Raw genomic sequence first — 23743 nt, 5'->3', positions numbered from 1 at the left:
CGCTTTGCCTGTTCGCTGCTTACCAGCGGCGCTCGAACCGACGGCGCAGGATGATGGCCGTGACGTTCATGATGAGAAGGAAGACCAGAAGGACGATGATGGCACCGTTTGAGCGTTCAATAAAGGCCGGGTCCGAGCGCGAGGCCCAGGAATAGACCTGAACCGGCAGCGCGGTCGCCGGATCCGAGAAACCGCCATCCCAGGGCGCGGCCGGATAATTGGCCACGAAAGCCACCATGCCGATCAGCAGCAGGGGCGCAGTTTCCCCCAGAGCCGAGGCGAGGCCCAGAATGGTGCCGGTCAGAATGCCCGGCATCGCCAGCGGCAGCACATGGTGGAACACGGTCTGCATTTTCGAGGCACCGATCCCAAGCGCCGCATCGCGGATCGAGGGCGGCACCGCGCGGATCGCCGAACGGGTCGCGATGATGATGGTCGGCAGCGTTTGCAGCGACAGAACCAGCGCACCGACCAGGGAGGCCGACATCTTCAGCGCCTCGACGCCCATCTGGCCGCCGAGAATATTGATGAAGATCGCAAGGCCGAGGATCCCGTACACAATCGACGGCACGGCGGCGAGGTTCGCGATATTCACCTCGATCAGGTCGGTCCATTTGTTCTTGGGCGCAAACTCTTCCAGGTAGATCGAGGCGGCCACGCCAACCGGCACACACATGATCAGCACAAGGAACATCATATAGGCCGAGCCAAGGATCGCGACGCCCAGACCGGCGGTCTCGGGACGGGTATCCGAGCTGTCGGTATTGGTGATGAAATCCCAGTTCCAGACCGTGGCCAGCATCCCGGCCTCTTTCATCCGGTCCGCGATATCCAGCTGGCCCATCGTCACATTCGAGTCGCGCTCGGCGCTTTCACGGGTGACGCGGCCCTTCATATAACCGTCGATCCGGCCACCCAGCACGATATTCGCCTCGATGGTCTGCCCCACCAGCGAAGGATCGGCGAGCACATCGGCTCTGATCTCCCCCGCCGCCCCTTTCGAGATCATCGCGGTGATTTCCTTTTCCGGAACATCATCCGTTTTGATCCCCTGGGCCGCGAGTGCTGCCAGGAAGGCTTCGTTGAGGACCTTGTTATAGGTCATCGTGGTCTGCTTCGTCAGGTCATCGCGGTTGCGATTGCCGGCGGGGTCGATGATTTCGGCCGAAAGCGTGATCGGGAAAGCCGCCCTGGTCTGGAAGAAGGCCGAGCTGCCATCGCGGAAGATCGTGAAGATCATCAGTGCGAGGATGGCAAGGCTGAAGAGGATCGCCGTCAGGCCAAGCGTCTTGAAGATGCCCTCGACGCGGTTTCTCGATTTCATCCGGGCCGACTGGCCAAGGATCGAGACCCTGGGCTTCCCTGCGGAGGCCGGGCCGTTTGCGGAAATATCGCTCATTCGTATTGCTCCCGGTATTTCCGCACGATCCAGACGGCCATCACGTTCAGAAGAAGCGTGATGACGAAGAGCGTCATGCCCAGTGCGAAAGCCACAAGGGTTTCAGGGCTGTTGAAATCGGTATCCCCGGTCAGCTGACCGACGATCTTCACCGTCATTGTGGTCATGGCTTCAAACGGGTTGAGGCTGAGTTTGGCCGCTGCACCGGCGCCCATCACCACGATCATCGTCTCACCGATGGCGCGCGAGGCGCCCATGAGGATCGCCCCGGCGACACCCGGAAGCGCTGCCGGCAGCACCACCTGGCGAATGGTCTCGGATTTGGTCGAGCCAAGGCCAAAGGCCCCATCGCGCAGCGATTGCGGCACCGCGTTGATGATGTCGTCAGAAAGAGACGAGATGAACGGGATGTTCAGAAGACCGATCACGATGCCGGCCGTCATCACCGAGGCGGCCGAGTTTCCCAGCCCCATCGGTGCGGCGAAGAAGTCACGCAGGAAGGGGCCAACGGTGATCAGCGCGAAAAGGCCGTACACAACCGTCGGGATGCCGGCGATCACCTCGATCATCGGCTTGACCCAGGCCCGGGTGCGCTTCGAGGCATATTCCGCCAGGTAGATCGCGGCGAAAAGGCCCAGCGGCACCGCGACCAGCAGCGCGATGATGGTGATGTAGATGGTGCCCCAGAACAGCGGGATGAAGCCCAGATCCGAGCCACCGCCGAATTTCGGGTTCCAGGTCAGACCGAAGAAGAAATCGCCGATCGGATACTGGCTGAAGAAGTTGAAGCTTTCCGACAGCAGCGACCAGATGATGCCAACCGTGGTCAGGATCGCGATCAGCGAGGCCAGCATCAAAAGCCAGAGCACCACCTTCTCGACGCGGTTTCGCGCCCAGAAGTCCGGCGCGGTGAGTTTCAGCGCCCGGGCCAGCGCCGCGACCGCGATCAGGATGATCACGACAGCCCTGACGACCGAGGCCGAGGCCACCGATTCGCGATATTGCTTCGCTGCCGCCAGCACTTCGGACGAGACCGCCGATCCAAGTGCGACGCCGACCTTGCCAAGCTCTCCGCGCAGGTCGGTGACGGTGGCATCCATCGTCTCGATGGCGGCTTCGGTCATCGCGCCCTGCGCGACCGCCGTATCAAGCCCGGCCGCCACACGACGCACATCGGCCATGGCAAGCGTGCTGGCCGTCGAATCTTCCAGCACCGCCGCCGGCAGCTGGCTCAGCGCGGCGCGTTCGATAAAGAAGGGCTGGATCAGAAGCCAGACGATCAGCGCACAGAACGCCGGTACAAAGGCCATGATCGCGGCATGCCAGCCATAATAGGCAGGCAGGGAATGGAGTTTTTTCGTGTCACCCCCGGCCAGTGCCAGCGCACGCTGGCGACCGAGGATGAAACCGGCGGCTGCAAGCACCGCGAGTATCATCAAAAGAGGCAGGACCGTCATGACCACGTCCGTTCGGGTTTCGGGAAGCCCTCAAGCGGGCAGCTCCCTTCTGCGGTGGTCATGCTTCGGTTTTGTAACCCCAGTGTGACAGTTTCTCAAAAACTTCCCCGCGGCCGGATATCATCATCAGGAATGCCACCAGCCTGTTGCCGGATCGGAAACCGCGAAGGGAGCGCGCGGCCCCTGATCCCGGTCGCGCCTTCCCCCTTATCTGTGCCAACGCGGCACCTGACGCATCGGGTCTGGCGGATCACTGCGGCTCCCGGCGACCTTTGGGCGGCCTTTGGTACGATCCGACCCAGGCGCGGCTCTGGCAGACCGCGACCGGCGTGGTGGCGCAGGTGGCGGCGGCAGGCCAGCAGGTTGCGATTGTGCCGGATCGCTCTCAGGACGGCGCCCTTGGCCCGGAGCTGTCTGCCGCAGAATACACTATCAGCACCGCCAATCAGCCTGTCCATACGGCGGCGGTCGAGGGCCTTTACCGCTTTGACATGGAGATTGTCAGCGGTGACGGGCGGGCGCGCCAGCAGGGGACACAGCCAGCCATTGCCGGGACGCTGACCGAGCCTCCGGCAGCCACCGAGGCAGACCTTTACGCCCGCCCGGGCAGCCTGCTGCGGATCAACACCAATGCGGCGGCGGGCTTCGTCTGCCGCCCGACCCTGCGGCTGATCGCAGGATACCATGCCAGTCAGGAGGTTGCCCTAGCCCGACCTGCTACTGCCCGCTGGCCTCGGGGCGGGCGGCGCAACCTGCTGACCTATAGCGAGCAATACGCCCAGCCGGTCTGGACGAAAAATCTCGATACCACGGTTGCAGATAATCAGGCCATTGCGCCGGATGGCCGCATGACGGCGGCCCGTCTGACGCTCGGCCCTCTGGGCGCAGCGTCATTGCAGCGCGGCGATTTTTTGCAGCCCGGCACTTATACTGTTTCGGCATGGGTGCGATCTGGCCCCGGATTCGGCCCGTCCTCGTTTACGATGGCCACCTACAGCGCGAGTGAGCTGGAACAGCGCAGCCCTGTAATTACGACCACCAGCGATTGGGCGCGCCAGTCCTGGACTGTGACGGTTGGGGCGGTATCCAGCGTCTATCCTGTAATCAACCGGGCCTCGGCGGGTTCGAAAACGTTGCAGCTCTGGGTGGGGGCAGATCGAGGCAGGCCCTGCCATGACGCCCTATCAGCGGGTCACAACCGGCGAAGACGTGACCGAGGCAGGGGTGCCAAATATCTGGCACCTGTCCAATGATGGCGGCGACAGCCTGTCTGTCACGCCGCCCGCCGGCACCTATGGCCGCGCCTGGGTCAGCGCTGCCGGCGTGGTCACGGTCGATACGGTCACCAACCCGACCAACGCCCTGATCCCGTCCGCTGTTGGCGCGACACAGGCCGATGTGATCCTGCGCCAGGGGGCGTTCAGCCCGACCGAAGAGGCCGGGATCCGCGCATATTGGGGAGGTCTCTATGCCTGATCAGATCCGCATCACCATCGCTTGCCCCGCCGCCCTGATCCAGGACGCAAACCAGCTGGCCCGGGTGATTGGCTACAGCGAGGCTGACGATCAGACTTATGGCGCTGCGATCTGGCAGGACGCTGCCGGCAATCGCTACGCGGTCGCATCAGGCCCGGTCTCGCCGGTGTTTCCAGAGGCGGCGGTCTCTGCGCTGACCGCCCCCGAATGGGGTGCAGACATGACCGCCGCCGCCCGCGCCCAGGCGCTGATCCGCATCGGCGGGCCAGCGGCCCCGGACCAGATCACCGCCGTGATCGGCGAGGACGTGCCGGCTGCACTGGCAGAGCTGGGTGTGACCAGGGACGATGTCGAGCCGTGATCCTGTGAATGCTGATCTGCGACCGGCTTGGGCTGGTCGGGAGCAGTCAGGATATGGCGGACGAGCCCCACCCCCGCAACGATCCTGACAGATAAATTTCGTCCAGAAGCCAAACCATCACCGTCCAGAAGCTGGCGCGCCGCAACAGGAGCGAGCCATTGAAGGCGCCATTGGTTCGAGCCCAATGGCGAGCCCTGTTGTAATGCTCGATGTAAGCGTTCTGCTGCGGCTTGCGGGGCTGGATGTGGTTCAGGGCGATGCCCTGCGTCGACGCCCGGATCATCAACGTGGAGCGGATGTATTCCGGGCCGTCGCCAATGGTTGCCCCCGAACCAGTGGCGCAACCATTGGCAACTCCACCCTGATGGCCAGCGGCTTTCCGCCCACGCGATGTGGAGGAGGATCAGGAAACGGTCCGATGGACCGTTTTCCCGACGAATGTGAAGTCGACCTCAATGCCCAAGGCCCTCGCGGCTGAAGTCGCCCAGCACATTCAAAAGCCGGAACTGGCAAAGGCCGGAACTGGCGGCCATCGGCCAGACGGTCAGCCATGACGTCCATCGACCAGACCGTGTTCGGCGCCTCTGGGACACTGAGCTCTTCCGGTTTGTCACGGCTGATCCTTCGCCTGGGTTTGATCCGCAGGTTCAGCTCCAGGTCACAGCAGATTCGATGAACACGCTTGTGGTTCCAGGGCGTCCGGCATGGCCTTGAACCAGTGGCGGCTCATGCCTTCCACCCTGGACGTTGCGCATGTGTGAGGCAAGCATAGCCCAAAGCCCCAGTCCGGTGCGCCGTTGTCAGACCCTACAGAAGGTCTTCTATGAACTCATTCCCGGCATCGCGCTTCGGGCTGTAGCGAAAGCAGGTCTCGCTCACACCAAAGGCCCGGCAAGCCAGCGCGATGCCGACCCCCTTCGTCGCCACAGCCTTCCCGGCCAGATCGCGACGTTGAGCTGACCTATAATGAGATGTCCCGCGCCCCGGCATATCGTTGTGGGCACGCTCAGCAAACGGAGAGAAAGAATGAGAACCAAACCTGTCTCGGCCTGACGAAGCACAGCCATGATCTGCGGTTCCGTGAAACGGCTCTTCCTCATTCGAATCTCCTCAGCTCACGCCACGAGAAACCCCTACTTATGCCCCCCTTAATGCCGTCTTCCTCGCGGATGTCGTCGCACATCATCCCACCGATCTCCTCGCGCCGCGCGCCGGTATAGGCTGCGATCAGCGGCGCCCAGCAGAGGCCGTCCCTGATGGCCCGCTTTCCAGGGGCATTGCGATGACGCTGGCTTTCGCATCCCGTCCAGATCGTGTGCCGGAACAGCAGGTTGAGATCTGCCTCCTTGAAACCCGCCCGCTTGTCACGGGCGCGCTTGCGCCCGCGCAGCCGCAGCTTCTTCGGTTGCAGCCTGGGATCAACCGGAATGCCATCCTCTTCAGCCCGGGCGAGGATCAGCGCCATCACATCAAGATGCCGGTTGATCGTGGCCACAGCGAAACTGGCCTGCCAGGGCGCGAGCCTGGCCGCCTGCGTGAAAGCCTCTTCGACAGGGCGGGTGACATCCTCTTTGCTCTTGCCCCAGCTGCCGGGCAAGAGCCGCCAGATATCGCGGAACAATGACAGATGTGCCTGGCGGCATCCTCAACGCCGGGAGCCTGCGTGAACAGCCGGGCCGTCACCAGCCGCGACCGCTCCATGGTCTCGGACGTCCGTTCGGGAGGCCATCCTTCTGAACCAGATGCTTGCGAATCTCCAGCCGGGCCGCATTCAGCCGTTCCGTCGTAGCCTGCACCGAGGGGTCGAAGACCTCTGCCGGCGCAGGCTGCGGCGGCGGTGCCGCCACGATTGGAGGGGGTTGGAGCAGGCGGGCACCGGCTGCCGCTGGCTCGGTCCCGGGTCGGCATCGGGCGGGGCATCCTGCTCAGGCCAGCCCAGACGGTCCCGCGCCATGATCCCGGCCGCGATCTGCTCTGCCATATCGGCCATGATCTGGCTCTCTGCCCCCAGCACGGTTTCCCGTTGAGCATAGGCCGCCGCGCGGCCCCCGATCAGCAGGCGACGCAGCTGCAACAGGGCCGAGTTGTCGGGAGGTTGTTCCGATCCCGTCACCGTTCTGAATTCGGATGCGGTCCGGCACATCCTCACCTCTGACCGCATGTCACCCGCCAGCATGGCCAGCGTGGTCTCCAGCGTCGACAAATCGGCAGGGGGGCGCCATCCCCGATCAGGCGGTCGATGATTGGCGGCTCAGGATCGGCCCCGGGGGCCGTGCCCGGCCATCAGCCGCCAGGCGGTGGCGGTGGCCCGGTCGGCCCGGATATCGCTCGCAGCCCGGCCCAGCGGATCCAGCCGGGTCACCCGATCCAGCCGGCGGATCGGGGCCAGTTCTTCCGTGATCACGTGGGGCAGCCAGGTGCGGGCGCCCTCTGCCGAGATCAGTTGCGGGTCAGATCATCAAACATGCGATCACTCTCGACGGTCAGCTTCCGGGCGATCATACAGGCTTCCGCCCGCAATCCGGTCCGCAAAGACAGCTGCAACATGTCGATAGACGTGGATAACCCCGGCACCCGTCTGCGCCAGCAGAGGACGCTCCCGCGCCGGAATAGATGAAGGTGTTTGCCCATGACGGCCCCCGAAAAGAGGCGGGATTTGCAACCACGGGCCGGGAATGTGTGACACATCTGTGTGACGCCATGGGGTGAGTCGCTGACTTACCTCATTGACTTAAAAGCACAAACAGCCACCGCCGCCTCCAAACATCCCCGCCGGAGGCTCCGCAGCCAACCAAATGCGACGCGGCAGGAAACCGGATCAGCCCCGCGCCAGAAGCGCGTCGATTTCCGCGCGCGTGGCCATGGCGGCGGCGGCGCCGGGGCGGGTGACGCTGAGGCCGGCGGTCGCATTGCCGAACCGCAGCGCGGCGCCGATCTCCATCCCCTCGGAAAGCGCGGTCGCAAAGCCGCCGTTGAACGCATCCCCCGCGCCGGTCGTTTCCACCACCGGGCCGGCGCTGACGACGGGGATATGCAGCCGCGTCTCGCGGTCGCGGTAGAGGACGCCATTGGCGCCAAGCGTCACCACCACCGCACCAACACCGCGCGCAAGCAGCGCATCGGCGGCGGCGCCCGCGCTGTCGATATCGGTGACGGGGATCCCGGTCAGCAGTTCCGCCTCGGACTCATTGGGGGTGATGAAATCGCACAGCGCCAGCAGCGCATCCTCCAGCTCTGCCGCGGGCGCGGGGTTGAGGATCGTGATCACCCCGGCCTCCCGCGCGATGCGCAGCCCTGCTTCCGCTGCCCCGATCGGCTGTTCCAGCTGGGTGACAAAGACACCGGCGCCCCGGATCAGCGCGGCCCGCGCCTCAAGATCGGCGGCGGCGATGCGCCCCCCTGCCCCGGCCGCGACAATGATCGCATTATTCCCCGTTGCCGCCTCGATGAAGATAAAGGCCGAGCCGGTATGGCTGGCTGCATCCTCGGTCACCTCGGGGATCACCCCTGCCTCCGCCCAGACCGCATGCGCCATTTTCGCGAAATCATCGCGTCCCAGCCGGGTGATGATATGGGCCGCACCGCCCGGCCCCGCTGCCTTCGCCGCCGCCACCGCCTGGTTCGAGCCCTTGCCGCCCGGCTCCAGCTTGAAATCCTCGCCCATGATCGTCTCGCCGATCTTCGGCTGGCGTTTGGCGCGGTAGACCGCATCGGCGTTGAAAATACCAAGCACCACGACAGGTTTTGGGGCGGTCATCATTGGCTCCGGAACTGGGGACAGGCGGCAGGACTTCAGGCGGCGGGGTTCGGGCGGCGGGGTTCAGAGGGCGGACGTCACGCTTCGGGCGGGATCACGCCCTTGCGGAACATGAAACAGCCATAGAACCGGCGCTCGCCGGTCACCACCACCGCATAGGCCTGTTTCGCGAGATCGTAAAAGGCAAAGCGTTCGATCCCGGGCAGCGGGCGGGCGCAGCCCTCGGCACGGTCGATCTCTGCCTGGACCTCAAGCTGCACGGGCGGGCGGGCGTCGGTATCACCGACAACCTCCATCCGTCCCGCGAAATCCGGCACGAAATCATCCAGCGGCAGCACCGAAAGGATCGCATTCGCCGCCTCGGCCGCGGTCAGGTTCTCCATCAGCAAAGGCCGGCCCAGCACCGTCTCTTTCGCCACCGCATGGGCGGGAAAATTGGTGTCGACAAGGATCAGCATATCGCCATGCCCCATCGCGCGCAGCGTGCCCAGCACGTCGGCATTCAGCCGGTGGTCAATTCCCTTGAGCATCCATATCCTCCCCTGCATCGCGGCCCAGGATATGCCGCCCGTCGGCGGGCGTCCAGAACCAGAGCGAAGGAGGGCGGGATGCAGATCCGTGACGAGACGACGGGGGATCACGGCGCCATTGCCGCGCTGATCACCCTCGCCTTTCGTGAAGCACCGCATCGCGATGGCAATGAGGCCGCGCTGGTGGGCAGGCTCAGGGATTCGGACGCGCTGATCCTGTCGCTGGTGGCCGAGGTCGCAGGGCAGATCATTGGCCATATCGCGGCGTCGCCCTGCGGGATCGGCGGGCAAAGCGGATTTGCCCTGATCGCGCCGGTCTCGGTTCTGCCGGGCTTTCAGGGCAAGCGGGTCGGCTCGGGCCTGATGGAGGCGGCGCTTGGGCGGCTGAGGGATGCGGGATATCCGGGCGCGGCCCTGGTCGGTGATCCGGGCTATTACGGGCGCTTTGGCTTTGCTTCCCGCGATGGGCTCGGCTGCGCGGGCATCCCGCCGGACTATGTGCTCTCGCGCGGGCTGACCGGTTCTGCCCCTGCCGGGCTGCTCGGCCTGCACCCCGCCTTTACCGCCTGAAACGAAAAAAGGGCCGCGAGGTTTCCCCGCAGCCCTTTCCGTCCTGCCGTAAGATCAGCCGAAAACGCGGGTCAGGGCCACGTCGATGGCGCCGGTGATCTCGTCGATATTGTCCGGCGTCGCGATCAGCGCCGGCGCAAGGCAGAGCGTGTTGTTGAAACCCGGGAGCGAACGGTTGGTCACCCCGATGATCACGCCCTGAGCGCCGCATTCCGCCACGACCTGGGCCGCAAGCTTTTCGGCCACCGGCTCTTTGGTCTGACGGTCCGCCACCAGCTCGGCGCCAAGGAACAGGCCCTTGCCGCGCACGTCGCCGATCACCTTATGCTTCTCCATCAGCGCGCTGAGATTGTTCAGGCAGCGCTCGCCCATGGCGACGGTATTGCCGATCAGATCCTCATCCTCGATGATCCGCATGTTTTCCAGCGCCGCCGCCGGCCCCGAAGTGCAGCCGCCAAAGGTCGAAATGTCGCGGAAATAGCTCATCGGATCCGAGGCGTCATCCTTGAACATATCGAACACCCGCTCGGTGGTGACGGTGCAGGAGATCGCCGCATAGCCCGAGGCAACACCTTTCGCCATGGTCACGAAATCGGGCTTGATGCCGTAAAGCTGATAGCCGAACCAGGCGCCGGCGCGGCCCATGCCGCAAACGACTTCGTCGATATGCAGCAGGATATCGTATTTTTTGCAGATTTCCTGCACCCGCTCCCAATAGCCTTTCGGCGGCACGATAACGCCGCCGCCGGCGGTCACCGGCTCCAGCACGATGGCGCCGACCGTGTCCGGGCCCTCGCGCAGGATCACCTCTTCGATGGCATCCGCCGCGCGCTCGCCGTAATTCTCGACATCCCATTGCTTACGATATTCGAGGCAATGCGGCACCCGCACAAAGCCCTCCGGAAACGGCCCGTATTGGCTGGACCGCTCATCCTGGCCACCGGAGGCCAGCGCGGCAATGGTGGTGCCGTGATAGTCACGATCCCGGTAGAGGATCTTCCACTTCTTGCCGCCGTGATGCCGCGCCGAGATCTGGCGCACCATCTTATAGACCTTCTCATTCGCCTCGGAGCCCGAGTTCGAATAGTAAACCCGGGTCAGGCCCGGCATTTTGGTGATCAGCTTTTCCGCAAACAGCGCGCCCGGGACCGAGCCCGCAGCGCCGGCGAAATAGTTCATCTTCACCAGCTGGTCGCGCACCGCATCGGCGATGCTTTCGCGACCGTAACCGACATTCACCGTCCAGACGCCGCCCGAGACCGCGTCGATATATTCCTTGCCTTTGGCATCCCAGACGCGGATGCCCTTCCCTTCGACGATCACACGGGGATCGGCGGTCTCGAAGGCCTTATGCTGCGCCAGATGGTGCCAGACATGGGCGCGGTCGGCCTCGACCACGCGCCCCAAATCGTTCATGCCCTGAATGCCTTCCATGGCTCTGCCTTTCCCTGCGAGATCGCCTTTGCAGTGAGTATCGCGGAAATCCCGCCGTGGCATTAGGGCCAGACGCGATATGGACCTAAGACCAGAGCCCGGCCCGACAGGCGGTGTCGAAAATCCGCGAAAGATTGACGAATTTTCAGGCACTCCACCCGGTCAGGACAACCTTTCCTTAAGTTTCGCAGGTTTATCCATGTCGGGATCAGGAATGTTGCAAATGGGGGGCCATGGCCATGCCAAATTCGGTGCTGCCAGATCCGGTACTGCCAGATTCGGGGCCGCCCGATTCAGGTTTGCCCGCGCAGTATGAAAGGCTGGAGCTGTCAGAACGCGCGGATCCGCTGGGTGATGCGTCGATTCTGGCCTTCCTGCGCAGTCACCAGGATCGGCCGGTCGAGGTTGATGCCAGCCGGTTGCGCCTTGCCAATGGCCCCCTGGTCGAAACGCTGCTGGTCTCAGCCAATGCCTGGCGGACAAAGGGGATCGGTTTTCGCATCACCGGCCTCTCGCCCGACCATATCGACCAGCTGCGCTGGCTGGGCCTCGCCGCCCCGCTCGGGCTCCTCCCGGCGGAGGAGGTCCGGCCCGCATGACGCTGCGCATTCTTGCCATCGACGATTCCCTGACAATCCGCACACTTTTGCGGCAAACGGTCGAGAATGCGGGCTTCGCCTGCGCCACCGCCAATGACGGCCAGGACGGCGTCGACATGTTCACCGAGGTCGATCCTGATGTGGTGATCACCGATATCAATATGCCGCGGCTCGACGGGTTCGGCGTGATCGAGGCCATTCGCACCGGCAATCACAATGCGCGGGTGCCGATCCTTGTCCTCTCCACCGAAAGCAGCGAGGCGCTGAAAGCCCGCGCCCGCGCCGCCGGCGCGACCGGCTGGCTGGTGAAACCCTTCGAGGATCTGCAACTGATCGCGATTCTGCGCCGCGTCACCGGCTATTCCGGCCCCGGATCGGCCCTTCCCGGAAAGGTATGAGCATGAGCATGCAATCCATCCGCGACACGTTTTTCGAGGAATGCGAGGATCTGCTTGAGGCGCTGGCCGAAGGGCTCGCACGGATGGAAACCGGCGCGGCGGATGGCGAATGCCTCAATGCCGTCTTCCGCGCGGTGCATTCGGTCAAGGGTGGCGCCGGCGCCTTCGCACTGTCGGATCTGGTCGCCTTTGCCCATCGTTTCGAAACCGTGCTGGATGAGATCCGGTCCGACCGGCTCAGTCTCAGCGATGAGATCATGCATGTGCTTTTGCGCTCGGCCGATCACCTGGCCGACCAGGTCGAGGCCGCCCGCCAAGAGCGCAGCATTGATGACGGTATCACCGCGGGCTTTCTGGCCAATCTCGATGCCTGCCTGACCGAGGCCGGCTTTGAGGAACCTGCCGCAGAGGAGGATTTCGGTTTCAGCGCCATCACGCTGGATTTCGGCGCGGTACCCGATCTGCCCGCACCCGATCTGCCCGCATTCGATCTTTCAGTGACCGATCTGCCTGCTTCCGGGCTGACACAGCCTGAGCAGGTCGCGCTGCCGCCGAACGCACCGGCAGACGCCTCGCAACGCCCCGCCGCAGCAATGGGACAGCGCCACCTGATCCGCTTCACGCCCTGGCCGCAGCTTTACAGCAATGGCCATGACCCGCTGGTGCTGCTCACCAGCCTCGCGGCACAGGCAGAGGTCGACATCACCCCTGATCTCTCCACCCTGCCCGATCTCACTGATTTCGACCCGGCAAAGCCCTGTGTTTCATGGGAAATTGCGCCCTCTGAACATATATCCGCTGCGGATATCGACGCCCATTTCGAATTCGTGCGCGGGTTGTGTGACCTGACCATCACGCCGGCAGACGCGCCGCCCGCCACGCTGGATGCGCCGATCCCTCCGCTTCTGAACATGTCTGCCGCTCCCGTTCCGGAAACCGCTCCGGGCGACGGGGAACCGGCCCCCGCAGCCGCCGAAGCGCCGCCCGCTCCTCAGCCTGAACTGGACACAGCCAGCGAAAACGCAGCCCCGCTGCGCCGACGCGCGCCAAAGAGCGAGGAAGATGCCGAAGGTCGCGGCCCGAAGCCGACCCTGCGCGTCGATCTGGAGCGGGTGGACCGCCTGATCAACGCGGTGGGCGAACTCATCATCAACCAGGCGATGATCGAGCAAAGCGTCACCGATCTCTCCCTGCCCGCCGATACCGAAATCATAACCCATACCGAGGATTACCGCCTGCTTGCCCGCGACCTGCAAGAAGCGGTGATGGCGATCCGCGCGCAGCCGGTGAAACCGCTTTTCCAGCGGATGTCGCGCATTGTGCGCGAAGCCGCCGAGGCAACCGGAAAAGCCGCGCGGCTCGTCACCTATGGCGAGGCAACCGAGGTCGACAAAACCGTGGTCGAAAGGCTGGCCGATCCGCTGACCCATATGATCCGCAATGCGGTCGATCACGGGCTGGAAAGCGCTGCGGCCCGGATTGCCGCCGGCAAGGACCCGGAAGGCACAATCCGCCTCTCCGCCGCCCATCGCTCCGGCAGCGTGATCATCACCATCAGCGATGACGGCGGCGGCCTCGACCGCAGCCGCGTCCTCGCCAAGGCGGTCTCGCGCGGTCTGGTGACCGAAGGGGCGGAACTGGCCGATGCCGAAATCGACAACCTGTTATTCCTGCCCGGATTTTCCACAGCCGAAAAAATTTCCAACCTGTCGGGACGCGGTGTCGGCCTTGATGTGGTGAAAAATGCCGTCGGCGCCCTGGGCGGGCGCATCGCGATCAGTTCGACCCTGGGCAGTGGCACCGAATTCACCATCTCACTGCCCCTGACCCTCGCCGTGATGGACGGCATGGTCATTTCCGTCGCCGGGCAAACCATGGTCATCCCGATCGCCTCGGTGATCGAAACCATCCGCCCCTCGGCCGCCGACCTGCACCTCCTCGGCACCTCCGACCGGCTTCTTGCCATTCGCGGCCGCTTCCTGCCGATGATCGATGTCGCGGAATGCCTCGGTTTTGGCCGGCGCGACCCGGCGCAGGCACCGCTGGCTTTGCTGGTCGAAACCGACGCCCAGACCCATTGCGCGCTGATCGTCGATGCGGTGCTTGATCAGCGTCAGGTGGTGATCAAGGGGCTGGCCTCCAATTACGGAGCGATCCCGGGTGTTTCTGCGGCAACCGTGCTCGGCGATGGCCAGATTGCCCTGATCCTCGATACCGAAGCCCTGACCTCCAACATGTCGGGGCTGATCTCTGGCCGCAGCAATGCAGGCTATCTGCCCGCGGTCGCTGCCGCATCGCCTCAGCCGCCCTCCCCCCTCCAGCCGCTGGTCACCCGGGCGCAAGCCCTGCCCCAGCCCCAGACCGGAGCCTCGCATGCAATCCATTGACCCCGCCAGCCGCCTCGACGCCGAATTCGTCACCTTCTTCGCCGGTGCGCAGAGCTTTTCACTCGACATCTCGCATGTGCGCGAAATCCGCCGCTGGAGTACCGTCACGCCCCTTCCGCATGCGCCGAAAGAGGTTCTTGGAGTGATGAACCTGCGCGGCTCGGTGATCCCGATCTATGATCTCTCGGCCCGGTTCGGCCTTGGCCCGACCCAGGACAATCCACGCAATGTCGTCGTGGTCGCCACCATCGGCAACCAGACCGTGGGCCTGCTGGTCGAGGCGGTTTCGGAAATCCTGTCGGTCTCGAAAAGCCAGATCCAGGAAACCCCCGATATCCGCTCGGAAAGCACCCGCGCCTCCATCACCGGCATCATCCAGATGGAAGAAGGCATGACCAGGGTTATCGACCTCGAAGCCGTCATCCAGTGCAAACCGAAACAGGCAGCATGACCCTTACCGCCCCCCGCCCGCCCGGTGATCAGGACCGTTCCGATGCGGATTTCAGCGATGCCGAATTCCGCCGTGTCGCCGCATTCGCACAGCGCGCATACGGTCTCGCCCTGCAGGAGAACAAAAAACAGGTCGTCCATTCGCGGCTTGCCCGGCTTGTACAGGATTTCCGCTGTCCCGATATCGCCACCTTCTGCTCGTGGCTGGAATCGGGCAATTGCCAGGCCGAGCTGGAGGCATTCATCTCCGCGCTCACCACCAATGTGACCAGCTTCTTTCGCGAATCCCACCATTTCGACATTTTCGCCGAGGAACTGCTGAAGCCCGGGCTTTCCGGGCTCCGAGCCGGCCAGCGGCTGCGGGTCTGGTCGGCAGGCTGCTCGACCGGTCAGGAACCCTGTTCGGTCGCGATGCGGATTCTCGACCTGATCCCCGAGGCGGCAAAACTGAACATCCGCATCCTCGCCACCGATATTGATCCGGCCATCATCGCGAAAGCGCGGGCCGCGACATATCCCGAAGAGGAAATCCGCGGCATTCCGCCCGCTTTCCGCAAGAGTTTCCTCCAGCCCGGCAGCGGGGGGAAGTTCATGCCCGACGCGCGGGTGAGCAGCCTGATCCGTTATGCCGAACTCAACCTGGTCGGCGACTGGCCGATGCGAGGCCCCTTTGACGCCATTTTCTGCCGCAACGTGGCGATCTATTTCGACAAACCGACCCAGGCAAGACTCTGGAGCCGTTTCGCCGCCCTGTTGCGCCCGGGCGGCCTGCTTTTCATAGGCCACTCCGAACGCGTGGCCGGGCCGGCACTGGAAGAGCTCTTAAGCGCCGGCATCACAACCTATCGTCGCATCCAGGATCCGAAAAGGTAACATCATGAGTCTGAAAGACAATCTGCGTGTCATGGTGGTCGACGACATGTCGGTCAGCCGCGCCCTGATCTCACAATCTCTCGAAGAGATCGGGATCAAACATTTCGCCACCGAATCCGACAGCGGGGCCGTTCTGGGCAAACTGGCCACCAGCCCGGTTCACCTCGTCATCTCGGACATGAACATGCCGGGCCTCTCGGGCCTCGACCTGCTTGCAGCTCTGCGGGGCAATACCGCGACCCAGAAAATCGGCTTCATCCTGATCACCGGCACCCCGTCGCCCGAGGTGCTCAAGCGGGGGCAGGAGCTGGGTCTGAACAACCTGATCCGCAAACCCTTTACCCCCGCCACAGTGAAAACCGCAATTGAGAGAGTGGTCGGACCGCTATGAAAGACGCCAGCACCCAAGCCGACGATCCGACTGAAACGCCACTGCAACCCGGCCTGACTGCGTTTCTGGCGGCAATTGCCCTGGGGCTTGATGACAGCCGCGCCCTGCTTGCCGGGTTGGAAGACGCGTTGCTGACCCATTCCGACGGCCCCCCTCTCGCGCGCCTCCAGGATATCGACCGCATCGGGCAGCGGCTGGGTGATCTGCAATCGCTGACCGAGAGCCTGGCCGCCGGATGCGCCGGAATGTCCGCGCCGCTTACGCCCGCAGACCTGGCGCGAAGGGTCCGGCTTGCCGAAATCCGTCGGATTATCCCGGGTCTTCCGGCGGCGCCCTGGCCTGCCAGCCCGGTATCCGATGATCCGGTTCTTTTCTGACCCATTCAAAACACGCGGACAAGAAATGCCATGACCCGCCAGCCAGGACCCTGCCTCCCCGGCGCGAACCGCAGAAATTCTGGCGGGACCACCGGTTTTTCCGACCCGGTCACAGCGGGAGGGCGCCAATGAAATCACGCAAAATCCTGATTGCCACGGCCCGCGCCATCTCCGGCGCGAGGCTGAGCCGGCGCATCGCGGAATTGCCGGGCTATGAGATCTGCGGTCAGGCCCAGGACCTTTCGTCAGCCTATATCCTCAGCGAAAGCTGCGAACCCTCGCTGGCCCTGATCGGCAGCGAACTCACGCGGTTACCCGAATTCGAAGGCCTGCTTTCGCTGTTTCGCGTCTCCGAGACCGCCTGGCTGGAGATTCCGGAAAGCCCTCCCGGAGAGAGCAGGCCAATAACGGGAACCGGTCCCACCGGCAGCGGAACAGAGGGCCAAAGCCTTGCTGACTGGCTGGAAAGTGCACAAAGGCAGAGCCCGGTTGCGCCCCTGATGCCGGTGCGCCGCAACGCGGCGACACCCCGCCCCGCCCCTGACGGACAGTTTTTGCCCGATCGTATCATTCTGATCGGCGCCTCAACGGGCGGGATCGACGCGCTTTTGACAATCCTTTCCGCCTTTCCCGCCAATTGCCCGCCCTGCGCCATCGTCCAGCATACCGGGGCAGGTTTCTCGGACAGCCTGGTGCGGCTGTTTGCGCGCTGCTGTGCCGCCAGTGTTGTTCCCGCCGCCGCCGGGCAGAAGCTGGTTCCCGGCACCGTGGTGATCGGCGCCGGTTGCCCGGGACATCTGATCCTGAAACCGGGCTCTCCCCCTCTTTGCGATCTTGTCGTCGGCCCACCGGTCTCCGGGCACACGCCATCGGTTGATATGCTGTTCCGCTCGGCGGTTGGCTTTGCGCCCTCGGTCACGGCAGCGCTGCTGACGGGAATGGGGCGGGATGGCGCTGCGGGATTGCTGGAGCTGCGCCGGGCTGGCGCTATGACCATCGCCCAGGATGAGGCGAGCTCGACCGTCTACGGGATGCCGCGTGCGGCGGTTGAAATCGGTGCGGCGATGGAGAGCCTGCCGCTGAACCGTATCGCGGGGGAGTTGCTGAGCCATAGCCGCAAACGGCAGGCATTGCCGCTGGCGCGGTGAAAGGCCTGGGCAAATGGGCGAACTGCCAGTGGCAGGATCACCGCTGCCCGCTGCCAGGGCCGGCACAATGCGGCCAGCCATAATCTCACCGCCGCTCAGATCAGCAAACAGTCCTGCGGCCGGCCCGACTGCAAGGCAATGCAACTCCTGACAGGAGGCCTACCGCCTGCCTCCGCTTTCCCCCAGTCACGCGAGGCATCACCGAAGACCCCATGCAACGCGCCACGCATTCCTGGGTCCGTTCGTCCCATCCGCCGGCGGTCAGGGCCGTTCAAATAGCAGCCTGATCCCCGGCGTCTGATCAAAAACTTCGGCCAGGGGAGAATGTTCGGTCCGCAGACAGGGCGAGCGACAAACATAAAAAGACACTGCCGGTCCGCGCCCCCTGCTTTGTTCCCCTAAGGTCAGGACCCACGGATTGCACATGTCTGACGTGTTTCAGAGACCCTGATGAGCCCCTTCTGACGAGCACCCTGCGCTGGCAGACAGATGGAGGAGGGGCAGAAAACAGTCCAGTGGACTGTTTTCCCGACGACCCGGATGACGCGGCTCTCGCCCTGCTTTCCCAACGGGTTCTGAAGATCGGAAGACAGTCCGGGAGGCTGTTTTCGCAGACCACGCGTCGATAATCGCCCTGTGCTGAGCGGTATAGTCCTGCGGAATCACAATGGGTTGCGGTGGCGGGAGGCCCCGAGGGAGCAGGACCCCGCAAAGACCCTCTGCAACCGCTGGACGCGGTGGAGCGACAAAGGAGTGTCCGCCCGGATGATGCGGGGCTCGCTCCGGGGCCGGGCCCAAGGCGGTGATGGCCGCTGTGAGCGGGCGAAGGCCATGGGTTCGGATGCGCGGACCTCAAAGCGCATCGCAGGGCCTCGGGGCTGCGGTCAAAAGAGGGGGCCAAGACCAGTGGGCGTGATCGGCTGAACCAGAGGGGGGCCTCGCCACCAGACGACACGCCGTCTCGGATGCCGATAACCGCCCGATCCGCCTCTCCAGGACGGCAGGAGAAGCGCAGTGACGACGCGCTTCCCGGTGATTTCCCGAAGGCGGAATGGGGTGCCCGGAGCAAGCGGGTATGATGTTGACAGGTTCAGAGATGCCCTGAAAAGGGGTTTAAGGCCCCGTATTTCTGGCCGTAAATCACATGGAAAGCCCCTCAGCCAAGACAGGCGCCCCAACAAACGCCGCTACCGCATCGGGATCAAGTCTGGCAGGCGCGAAGAGTGGCCAGGCGTCAGGAAAGCACAATCGCAGGGCATTTGCCCCCCGAATCAAATGCTGATCCTCCTCATACGGTGCAACCCGCTACGACAATAGCCCCAAGGGATGCCTCGCGCGCCGCAACCTCCTCTGCCGGATATGAGCCGGGAACGAGGCCTGAGCCCGGCGAGGTGGGCGAGAACCTGTCCCTTACGGTGGGAACACTGTGTGTAAATTGCCAGGGCCACCTGCGCCGGGCGGGCGATCAGAGCAAAGCGGAAAGGTCTCTGTTCTCTTAACCACCAGCGGCCCCTGCCGCTGGAACCACAGATGGAGCCAGCGATGGAACCACCGAGCCGATCCCGGTTCAGATCAAATCCAACCGAAATGAATGGCGGCCAGGCCTGATCCAAAGCGGCACTGGCGCTGCGGGGCTCAGCTCTCCAGCCGGATCGTGATCCGTCGGTTGCTGCGGCCTTTCTTCACGATCTCGGCAATGCTCAGCCGCCCGACCTCGCCGCTGCGTGCCACATGGGTTCCGCTGCAGGGTTGCAGGTCGATCTGGGCCGCACCCTCGCCGATGCCGATCAGCCGCAACCGCCCATGTCCCTGGGGCGGGCGGACCGAGAGCGTGCGGATCAGTTCGGGCCGGGCATGCAGCTCTTCCTCGGTGATCCAGCTTTCTGTCACTTTCAGATCGCTGTCGATCAGCAGGTTCAGCTTTTCCTCCAGCCGCAGCGCATCGGGCGCCGGGTCGGGGATATCGAAATCCAGCCGGCTTTTCGCGGCCCCGATCCGGCCGCCGGTCACCGGACGCGCCACCACTGCCGCCAGCAAATGCAGCGCGGTATGCATCCGCATATGGCGATAGCGCCGCTCCCAGTCGAGCTTTTGCGCAACCCTGGTTCCCACCGGCGGCAGGGGCTGTGGCAGGCCCGGCACCAGCACGACCATGCCGTCGCCATTGCGGGTGGTGGTGCCGATCTGGATATGCCCGCCCTCCCAGGTCAGCTGACCGGAATCGCCGGGCTGCCCTCCTCCGGTCGGAAAGAAGATGGTGCGTTCCAGCAGGATGCCGCCCTCGGGGGAATGGCCGGTGACAAGCGACTCGCTGTGCTGGAGATAGGGTTTCGACCGATAATGATGCTGCATTATCGCCCCAGCCCCGGATCTGTGGCCAGCTTCGGATCTGTGGTCTGATCGCCGGCGCCGCCCCTCAGCGCCGCGCCAAGCTCATCCGCATTGCCAAGGGTGATTTCGGCGCTGGTCGAAGGCATTCTGATCCTTTCCGCGATAAAACGCTGCGCGATCATGTGGTTGATATCGCTGCGCACCGTACCCTGGAAATTCACATCGCGCAGGATGACGCGGATCTCGAAATTCTGCACTCCACCGGTAAAGCCCTGCAAAACAATGATCGGTGCCGGATTCAGGATCACCATCGGCTGGGCCTCGGCGATCTCGCGCAGGATCATCTCCACCCGGCGGCTGTCCTCGCCCCAGGCCACGGCGACCGGCACGATCAGCCGGCCGGCAAGGCCGAACCGCGTCCAGTTGGTGACCCGCTGGCTGACCAGATCGGCATTCGGCACCACCACCACATTGCGGTCGAAGGTCTGGATCCGGGTCGAGCGCACCGAGATTGTCTTGACGATGCCCTGGGTGGTGCCGACCTCGATCCAGTCCCCCTCGGAAACCGGGCGCTCGATCATCAGGATGATGCCCGAGACGAAGTTCTGTACGATGTTTTGCAGGCCGAAACCGATACCGACCGACAGGGCCGAGGCGACAATGGCAAGACCCGAAAGGTCTATCCCGGTCGCGTTGATCGCGATCAGCGCCGCAAGGAAGATGCCGACATAGCCGGTGCCAGAGACCAGCGCGTTCTGGCCACCCCGGTCCATCCGGGTGCGCGGCAGGATCGAGTTGCGCAGCGCGCCCTGAAACAGCCGGGTGATCAGATAGCCGATGACGAAAATCACCGCGAAAAGCAGGAAATCCGAGGGCGAGACGCGGGTATCGCCCAGCTGAAACCCCTCGCTGAACCGGGTCCAGATCTCGCTCAGATCCGCGACGCGGCTGCCCCAGATCAGCGCGAAAAGCGGCACCGAGACCAGCGCAAGAGCAAAGCCCAGCAGCACCGGCACCAGGCGTTCATTCTCGGCCTCGGAATCGGCGGCGGGGTAGATCACCGCCCAGATATCGGCCAAAAGCCGCTGCAGGATGATCAGGAGCGCCAGCAGCCCCAGCGACATGATCGCCGGATAGACCAGCGCGGCGCTGGCGGTGACATAGCCGAAAACCGCGAGGCCCGGCCCCACCACCGCGATCAGTTTCAGCGCCCGGCCAAGCAGCCCGAGCAGCTTTGCCCCATAGCTGTTCTGCTCGCCCTGTTCCCGGCTGAGGCGCAGGATCCGGCCCATCCGCCACAAGAGAATGCCGCCGCCGACCAGCATCGGAAAGCTCGCGACCGAGGTGACCGCATCGCCGTAATTCTGCCCGTCCATGGTCAGGCGGCGCAACACTTCCAGCGACAGCACCACCCCCATCAGCGCAGAGAGGATACGGCCCTCCCGGCGCTCGCCCCGTTGCAGCGGCAGGATCGCCTGGTCGACATCGACGCGCGGAAACACCCGCGCCGCCACCCAGAAGGCAAAGAAGATGATGCCCCCGAGCACGGGCAGCGACAGCGCCACCTGGCCGGCTATCTTGCCCATGAATCCGGTGCGGATCAGCGCCACCGACAGCGCAACCATGCCGATAGAGGGCACGATAATCTGCCCCAGCGAAGCCAGCAGCCCAAAGATGCGGCGGCGCGCCTCGGTCTTGCCGATGCGGAGCCGATCGGCAAAGGCCTCGATCCAGGGCCGTCCGAACAGCGTCGTCGCCACCGCCACGGCCAGCAGCAGCAGGATCAGCGGCAGCGAATTCCAGAATTGTGCCCTGGCGCGGCTGTCCGTCCAGCCGCTGCTCATCTCACCCCAGAGCCGCAGCGTGGTGTCGGTTATGCCAATCGCGGCGTCGGGCCAGTTGGCCGGGTTCACCGGCGAAGGCCAGAGCTGCAACAGCTGATCGGCATGGCGACCGCGCGCCTTGCCGTCAATTTCGCGGATCAGGCCATCGGCGCGGCGATAGGCCTCTTCCGCCGCAAGGCCCGGCGCCTGCAACAGCGACAGCTGCTGGCCCAGTTCCTTGCGTTTCTGAGCGATTTCAGGTGCTTCTGTCGCATCTCCGGCCGGGGTCGGACCAAGGGCGTTGATCTGCTCGCGCACGGTTGCGATGCGCGAGGCATTGGTGCTTTGTGCCACAGTCAGCCTGGCGCGCCAGTCGACGATGGTGGCGCGCAGCTCGTCCAGCCGCTCATCGCTGATCGCATCCGAGCCCAGCTCGGCCTCGGCGGTGGTCGCGAGTTTGTCCCAGGCGGCATAGTCAAGCGGCTGGCTCTGGTCCTCGCCCTGGGCAAAGCCAGGCGCGGGCGCCAGAACCGCCAGCGCCAGCCAGAGCCCCAGCACCAGGCGCGACAGGAAAAAAAGCGGCCTCATCCGGCGCAGAGAGCTGTGAGACAAAACCGCCACCCGTCCCCCTCAGAGATCCTGATAGACCGCCGGCAGCGGCCGGTTGCCGCGCGCCAGCCATTCCGGAACCGGCAGGCCCTTATCCTTGAGGAAGGCCGGATTGAACATTTTCGACTGATAGCGATTGCCGTAATCGCACAGCACGGTGACGATGGTATGGCCCGGCCCCATCTCTTTCGCCATACGGATCGCGCCGGCGATATTGATGGCCGAAGACCCCCCCACGCAGAGTCCCTCTTCGGTCAGAAGGTCAAAGGCCAGCGGCAGCGCCTCGGCATCGGAAATCCGCCAGGCCATATCGGGGCGGAAGCCTTCAAGGTTTGCGGTGATGCGGCCCTGGCCAATGCCTTCGGTGATCGAATTGCCGGGGCTCTCGAACACGCCGCTGGTGTAATAGCTGTAAAGCGCGGCACCTTCCGGGTCGGCGAGGCCGATCTTCACGCCTTTCGGCTGCAGCGCCATGGCAACCCCCGCGAGCGTCCCGCCAGAGCCCACCGCCGCAACAAACCCGTCCACCTTGCCGCCGGTCTGGTCCCAGATTTCCGGCCCCGTGGTCTCGATATGGGCCTGGCGGTTGGCGGTATTGTCGAACTGGTTGGCCCAGATCACGCCCTTATCCCCGGTCTTTGCCAGCTCTTCGGCAAGACGCCCGGAATAGCGCACATAATTGTTGGGGTTCTTATAGGGCGCCGCCGGCACCTGGACGAGTTCCGCCCCGGCGAGGCGGATCATGTCCTTCTTTTCCTGGCTTTGCGTCTCGGGGATCACAATCACGGTGCGAAAACCCAGCGAATTGCCGACCAGCGCGAGGCCGATGCCGGTATTCCCTGCCGTTCCCTCGACAATGGTGCCGCCGGGCATGAGCAGCCCCTTCGCCACCGCGTCGCGGATGATGTAAAGCGCCGCCCGGTCCTTGACCGACTGGCCCGGATTCATGAATTCGCATTTCCCAAGGATGGTGCAGCCGGTGAGCTCTGAGGCCTTTTTCAGTTTCAGAAGCGGCGTATTGCCGATGATGCCCGCCAGATCGCTGTGAATTCGCATGGGTCTTTCCCCCGGGGTCTTTCTCCGGGCGCCATGCCCGCTTTCATGCCTCAGGTGTAAAAGCGCGGGAAGTCAAACTCAAGTCACCCGCGCAGGCCCGCCGGGGCGCGCCGGTCCGGATGTTCCGCAAATTGCGGATCCTTGCCACCAGCCTTGCGCGCGCCTGCGTCAGGACTTGAGCATTCTTCTGAATTCATCCCGATATTCAGAGAAACGTTCCCATGCCTGTGCCGGTACTGCCCCGCCCCTTTCAGAGCAGGAATTGCCCGCGCATAGGGCAGGCGACAGGCCGGCGGCGCAATAATTTGATCAAACCT

General features: G+C 64.2%; 25 protein-coding genes and 2 pseudogenes. 13 read left to right on the top strand and 14 right to left on the bottom strand.

The window, feature by feature from the left end:
- Positions 1-19 precede the first annotated feature (19 nt).
- Together pstA and pstC are read right to left on the bottom strand one after the other, a co-directional pair.
- Entirely contained in the window at positions 20-1399 is a 1380-nt protein-coding gene (pstA, locus tag DRF71_RS02990) for a phosphate ABC transporter permease PstA (RefSeq protein ID WP_112309091.1), read from the bottom strand.
- Positions 1396-2856 carry a phosphate ABC transporter permease subunit PstC gene (gene pstC, locus DRF71_RS02985; RefSeq protein ID WP_112309090.1) on the bottom strand — a complete coding sequence of 487 codons (1461 nt, stop codon included), beginning with the start codon at positions 2854-2856 and terminating at the stop codon, positions 1396-1398. The genes pstA and pstC overlap by 4 nt, the downstream gene beginning before the upstream one ends.
- Before the next feature lie 272 nt (positions 2857-3128).
- Between pstC and DRF71_RS02980 the strand changes: the two genes are divergently transcribed.
- The 3 genes from DRF71_RS02980 to DRF71_RS02970 are packed head-to-tail and all read left to right on the top strand — an operon-like array spanning position 3129 to position 4693.
- Positions 3129-4109: a phage head spike fiber domain-containing protein gene (locus DRF71_RS02980; protein WP_112309089.1), complete on the top strand. Its 981-nt coding sequence runs from the start codon at positions 3129-3131 to the stop codon at positions 4107-4109.
- On the top strand, positions 4081-4332 hold the full coding sequence (locus tag DRF71_RS02975; protein ID WP_198672050.1) for a hypothetical protein: 252 nt from the start codon (positions 4081-4083) through the stop codon (positions 4330-4332). Before DRF71_RS02980 ends, DRF71_RS02975 begins: the two co-directional genes overlap by 29 nt.
- Positions 4325-4693, top strand: coding sequence for a hypothetical protein (locus DRF71_RS02970; RefSeq protein WP_112309087.1), 369 nt, complete (start codon positions 4325-4327; stop codon positions 4691-4693). Before DRF71_RS02975 ends, DRF71_RS02970 begins: the two co-directional genes overlap by 8 nt.
- Positions 4694-4877: 184 nt before the next feature.
- Here the strand turns inward: DRF71_RS02970 and DRF71_RS29320 are convergent.
- The 7 genes and pseudogenes from DRF71_RS29320 to DRF71_RS02935 all read right to left on the bottom strand — a co-directional run.
- Positions 4878-5793, bottom strand: a pseudogene (locus DRF71_RS29320) (hypothetical protein); the annotation flags it as partial.
- Positions 5790-6314, bottom strand: coding sequence for a site-specific integrase (locus DRF71_RS02950; protein WP_112309084.1), 525 nt, complete (start codon positions 6312-6314; stop codon positions 5790-5792). The pseudogene DRF71_RS29320 and the gene DRF71_RS02950, both read right to left, overlap by 4 nt.
- Before the next feature lie 150 nt (positions 6315-6464).
- The gene (locus DRF71_RS02945; protein WP_157970898.1) at positions 6465-6896 is read right to left on the bottom strand and encodes a hypothetical protein; all 432 of its coding nucleotides are present in this window, start codon (positions 6894-6896) and stop codon (positions 6465-6467) included.
- A gap of 48 nt (positions 6897-6944) precedes the next feature.
- Positions 6945-7097 (bottom strand): hypothetical protein, encoded by a 153-nt coding sequence (locus DRF71_RS27160; RefSeq protein ID WP_157970897.1) that lies wholly within the window; start codon positions 7095-7097, stop codon positions 6945-6947.
- A gap of 35 nt (positions 7098-7132) precedes the next feature.
- The gene (locus tag DRF71_RS29315; protein ID WP_408634516.1) at positions 7133-7324 is read right to left on the bottom strand and encodes a DUF6538 domain-containing protein; all 192 of its coding nucleotides are present in this window, start codon (positions 7322-7324) and stop codon (positions 7133-7135) included.
- A 187-nt stretch (positions 7325-7511) separates the two neighbouring features.
- Positions 7512-8450 carry a ribokinase gene (locus tag DRF71_RS02940; protein WP_112309943.1) on the bottom strand — a complete coding sequence of 313 codons (939 nt, stop codon included), beginning with the start codon at positions 8448-8450 and terminating at the stop codon, positions 7512-7514.
- Between the two features lie 77 nt (positions 8451-8527).
- On the bottom strand, positions 8528-8980 hold the full coding sequence (locus DRF71_RS02935; RefSeq protein ID WP_112309082.1) for an RbsD/FucU family protein: 453 nt from the start codon (positions 8978-8980) through the stop codon (positions 8528-8530).
- Between the two features lie 78 nt (positions 8981-9058).
- Between DRF71_RS02935 and DRF71_RS02930 the strand changes: the two genes are divergently transcribed.
- Entirely contained in the window at positions 9059-9550 is a 492-nt protein-coding gene (locus DRF71_RS02930) for a GNAT family N-acetyltransferase (protein ID WP_112309081.1), read from the top strand.
- Between the two features lie 54 nt (positions 9551-9604).
- Here DRF71_RS02930 and tpa read toward each other — a convergent pair whose 3' ends face one another.
- Entirely contained in the window at positions 9605-10984 is a 1380-nt protein-coding gene (tpa, locus tag DRF71_RS02925; RefSeq protein ID WP_112309080.1) for a hypotaurine--pyruvate aminotransferase Tpa, read from the bottom strand.
- Positions 10985-11283: 299 nt separating this feature from the next.
- Here tpa and DRF71_RS02920 point away from each other — a divergent pair, with 299 nt between their 5' ends.
- The 9 genes and pseudogenes from DRF71_RS02920 to DRF71_RS29310 form a co-directional block, all read left to right on the top strand.
- Positions 11284-11583 carry an STAS domain-containing protein gene (locus DRF71_RS02920; RefSeq protein ID WP_157970896.1) on the top strand — a complete coding sequence of 100 codons (300 nt, stop codon included), beginning with the start codon at positions 11284-11286 and terminating at the stop codon, positions 11581-11583.
- Positions 11580-11981 (top strand): response regulator, encoded by a 402-nt coding sequence (locus tag DRF71_RS02915; protein WP_112309078.1) that lies wholly within the window; start codon positions 11580-11582, stop codon positions 11979-11981. The genes DRF71_RS02920 and DRF71_RS02915 overlap by 4 nt, the downstream gene beginning before the upstream one ends.
- 2 nt (positions 11982-11983) lie before the next feature.
- On the top strand, positions 11984-14368 hold the full coding sequence (locus DRF71_RS02910) for a chemotaxis protein CheA (protein ID WP_112309942.1): 2385 nt from the start codon (positions 11984-11986) through the stop codon (positions 14366-14368).
- Entirely contained in the window at positions 14355-14819 is a 465-nt protein-coding gene (locus DRF71_RS02905; RefSeq protein WP_112309077.1) for a chemotaxis protein CheW, read from the top strand. The genes DRF71_RS02910 and DRF71_RS02905 overlap by 14 nt, the downstream gene beginning before the upstream one ends.
- Positions 14816-15691 (top strand): CheR family methyltransferase, encoded by an 876-nt coding sequence (locus DRF71_RS02900; protein ID WP_112309076.1) that lies wholly within the window; start codon positions 14816-14818, stop codon positions 15689-15691. The genes DRF71_RS02905 and DRF71_RS02900 overlap by 4 nt, the downstream gene beginning before the upstream one ends.
- Before the next feature lie 4 nt (positions 15692-15695).
- Positions 15696-16082 carry a response regulator gene (locus DRF71_RS02895; protein WP_112309075.1) on the top strand — a complete coding sequence of 129 codons (387 nt, stop codon included), beginning with the start codon at positions 15696-15698 and terminating at the stop codon, positions 16080-16082.
- Positions 16079-16459, top strand: coding sequence for a hypothetical protein (locus tag DRF71_RS02890; protein ID WP_112309074.1), 381 nt, complete (start codon positions 16079-16081; stop codon positions 16457-16459). Before DRF71_RS02895 ends, DRF71_RS02890 begins: the two co-directional genes overlap by 4 nt.
- A 128-nt stretch (positions 16460-16587) precedes the next feature.
- A complete protein-coding gene (locus tag DRF71_RS02885; protein WP_112309073.1) occupies positions 16588-17607 on the top strand; it encodes a chemotaxis protein CheB in 1020 nt (339 codons plus the stop codon).
- 612 nt (positions 17608-18219) lie between these two features.
- Positions 18220-18531: pseudogene (locus DRF71_RS29310) on the top strand (transposase); the annotation flags it as partial.
- Between the two features lie 711 nt (positions 18532-19242).
- Here DRF71_RS29310 and DRF71_RS02875 read toward each other — a convergent pair.
- The 4 genes from DRF71_RS02875 to DRF71_RS28375 form a co-directional block, all read right to left on the bottom strand.
- Positions 19243-19959: an alanyl-tRNA editing protein gene (locus DRF71_RS02875; RefSeq protein WP_112309071.1), complete on the bottom strand. Its 717-nt coding sequence runs from the start codon at positions 19957-19959 to the stop codon at positions 19243-19245.
- Positions 19959-22349: a DUF3772 domain-containing protein gene (locus DRF71_RS02870; RefSeq protein WP_112309070.1), complete on the bottom strand. Its 2391-nt coding sequence runs from the start codon at positions 22347-22349 to the stop codon at positions 19959-19961. The genes DRF71_RS02875 and DRF71_RS02870 overlap by 1 nt, the downstream gene beginning before the upstream one ends.
- 42 nt (positions 22350-22391) lie before the next feature.
- Positions 22392-23426, bottom strand: coding sequence for a cysteine synthase A (locus DRF71_RS02865; RefSeq protein ID WP_112309069.1), 1035 nt, complete (start codon positions 23424-23426; stop codon positions 22392-22394).
- Positions 23427-23509: 83 nt separating this feature from the next.
- On the bottom strand, positions 23510-23743 hold a 234-nt coding region (locus DRF71_RS28375; protein ID WP_232831271.1), incomplete at its 5' end, for a hypothetical protein.

Source organism: Pseudogemmobacter bohemicus (assembly GCF_003290025.1).
Lineage (GTDB): Bacteria > Pseudomonadota > Alphaproteobacteria > Rhodobacterales > Rhodobacteraceae > Pseudogemmobacter > Pseudogemmobacter bohemicus.
Note: the sequence above shows the minus strand (reverse complement) of the source record. Positions and strands in the feature narration are given on the sequence as shown.

Excerpts from the sequence above, each read along its gene's own strand:
- pstC (WP_112309090.1), bottom strand. The coding sequence starts at position 2,856 with ATGACGGTCCTGCCTCTTTTGATGATACTCGCGGTGCTTGCAGCCGCC.
- DRF71_RS02890 (WP_112309074.1), top strand. The coding sequence starts at position 16,079 with ATGAAAGACGCCAGCACCCAAGCCGACGATCCGACTGAAACGCCACTG.
- DRF71_RS02870 (WP_112309070.1), bottom strand. The coding sequence starts at position 22,349 with ATGAGGCCGCTTTTTTTCCTGTCGCGCCTGGTGCTGGGGCTCTGGCTG.
- DRF71_RS02900 (WP_112309076.1), top strand. The coding sequence starts at position 14,816 with ATGACCCTTACCGCCCCCCGCCCGCCCGGTGATCAGGACCGTTCCGAT.
- DRF71_RS02970 (WP_112309087.1), top strand. The coding sequence starts at position 4,325 with ATGCCTGATCAGATCCGCATCACCATCGCTTGCCCCGCCGCCCTGATC.
- DRF71_RS02930 (WP_112309081.1), top strand. The coding sequence starts at position 9,059 with ATGCAGATCCGTGACGAGACGACGGGGGATCACGGCGCCATTGCCGCG.
- pstA (WP_112309091.1), bottom strand. The coding sequence starts at position 1,399 with ATGAGCGATATTTCCGCAAACGGCCCGGCCTCCGCAGGGAAGCCCAGG.
- DRF71_RS02940 (WP_112309943.1), bottom strand. The coding sequence starts at position 8,450 with ATGACCGCCCCAAAACCTGTCGTGGTGCTTGGTATTTTCAACGCCGAT.
- tpa (WP_112309080.1), bottom strand. The coding sequence starts at position 10,984 with ATGGAAGGCATTCAGGGCATGAACGATTTGGGGCGCGTGGTCGAGGCC.
- DRF71_RS02910 (WP_112309942.1), top strand. The coding sequence starts at position 11,984 with ATGAGCATGCAATCCATCCGCGACACGTTTTTCGAGGAATGCGAGGAT.
- DRF71_RS02935 (WP_112309082.1), bottom strand. The coding sequence starts at position 8,980 with ATGCTCAAGGGAATTGACCACCGGCTGAATGCCGACGTGCTGGGCACG.
- DRF71_RS02895 (WP_112309075.1), top strand. The coding sequence starts at position 15,696 with ATGAGTCTGAAAGACAATCTGCGTGTCATGGTGGTCGACGACATGTCG.
- DRF71_RS29315 (WP_408634516.1), bottom strand. The coding sequence starts at position 7,324 with ATGGGCAAACACCTTCATCTATTCCGGCGCGGGAGCGTCCTCTGCTGG.
- DRF71_RS02915 (WP_112309078.1), top strand. The coding sequence starts at position 11,580 with ATGACGCTGCGCATTCTTGCCATCGACGATTCCCTGACAATCCGCACA.
- DRF71_RS02885 (WP_112309073.1), top strand. The coding sequence starts at position 16,588 with ATGAAATCACGCAAAATCCTGATTGCCACGGCCCGCGCCATCTCCGGC.
- DRF71_RS02905 (WP_112309077.1), top strand. The coding sequence starts at position 14,355 with ATGCAATCCATTGACCCCGCCAGCCGCCTCGACGCCGAATTCGTCACC.
- DRF71_RS02875 (WP_112309071.1), bottom strand. The coding sequence starts at position 19,959 with ATGCAGCATCATTATCGGTCGAAACCCTATCTCCAGCACAGCGAGTCG.
- DRF71_RS02865 (WP_112309069.1), bottom strand. The coding sequence starts at position 23,426 with ATGCGAATTCACAGCGATCTGGCGGGCATCATCGGCAATACGCCGCTT.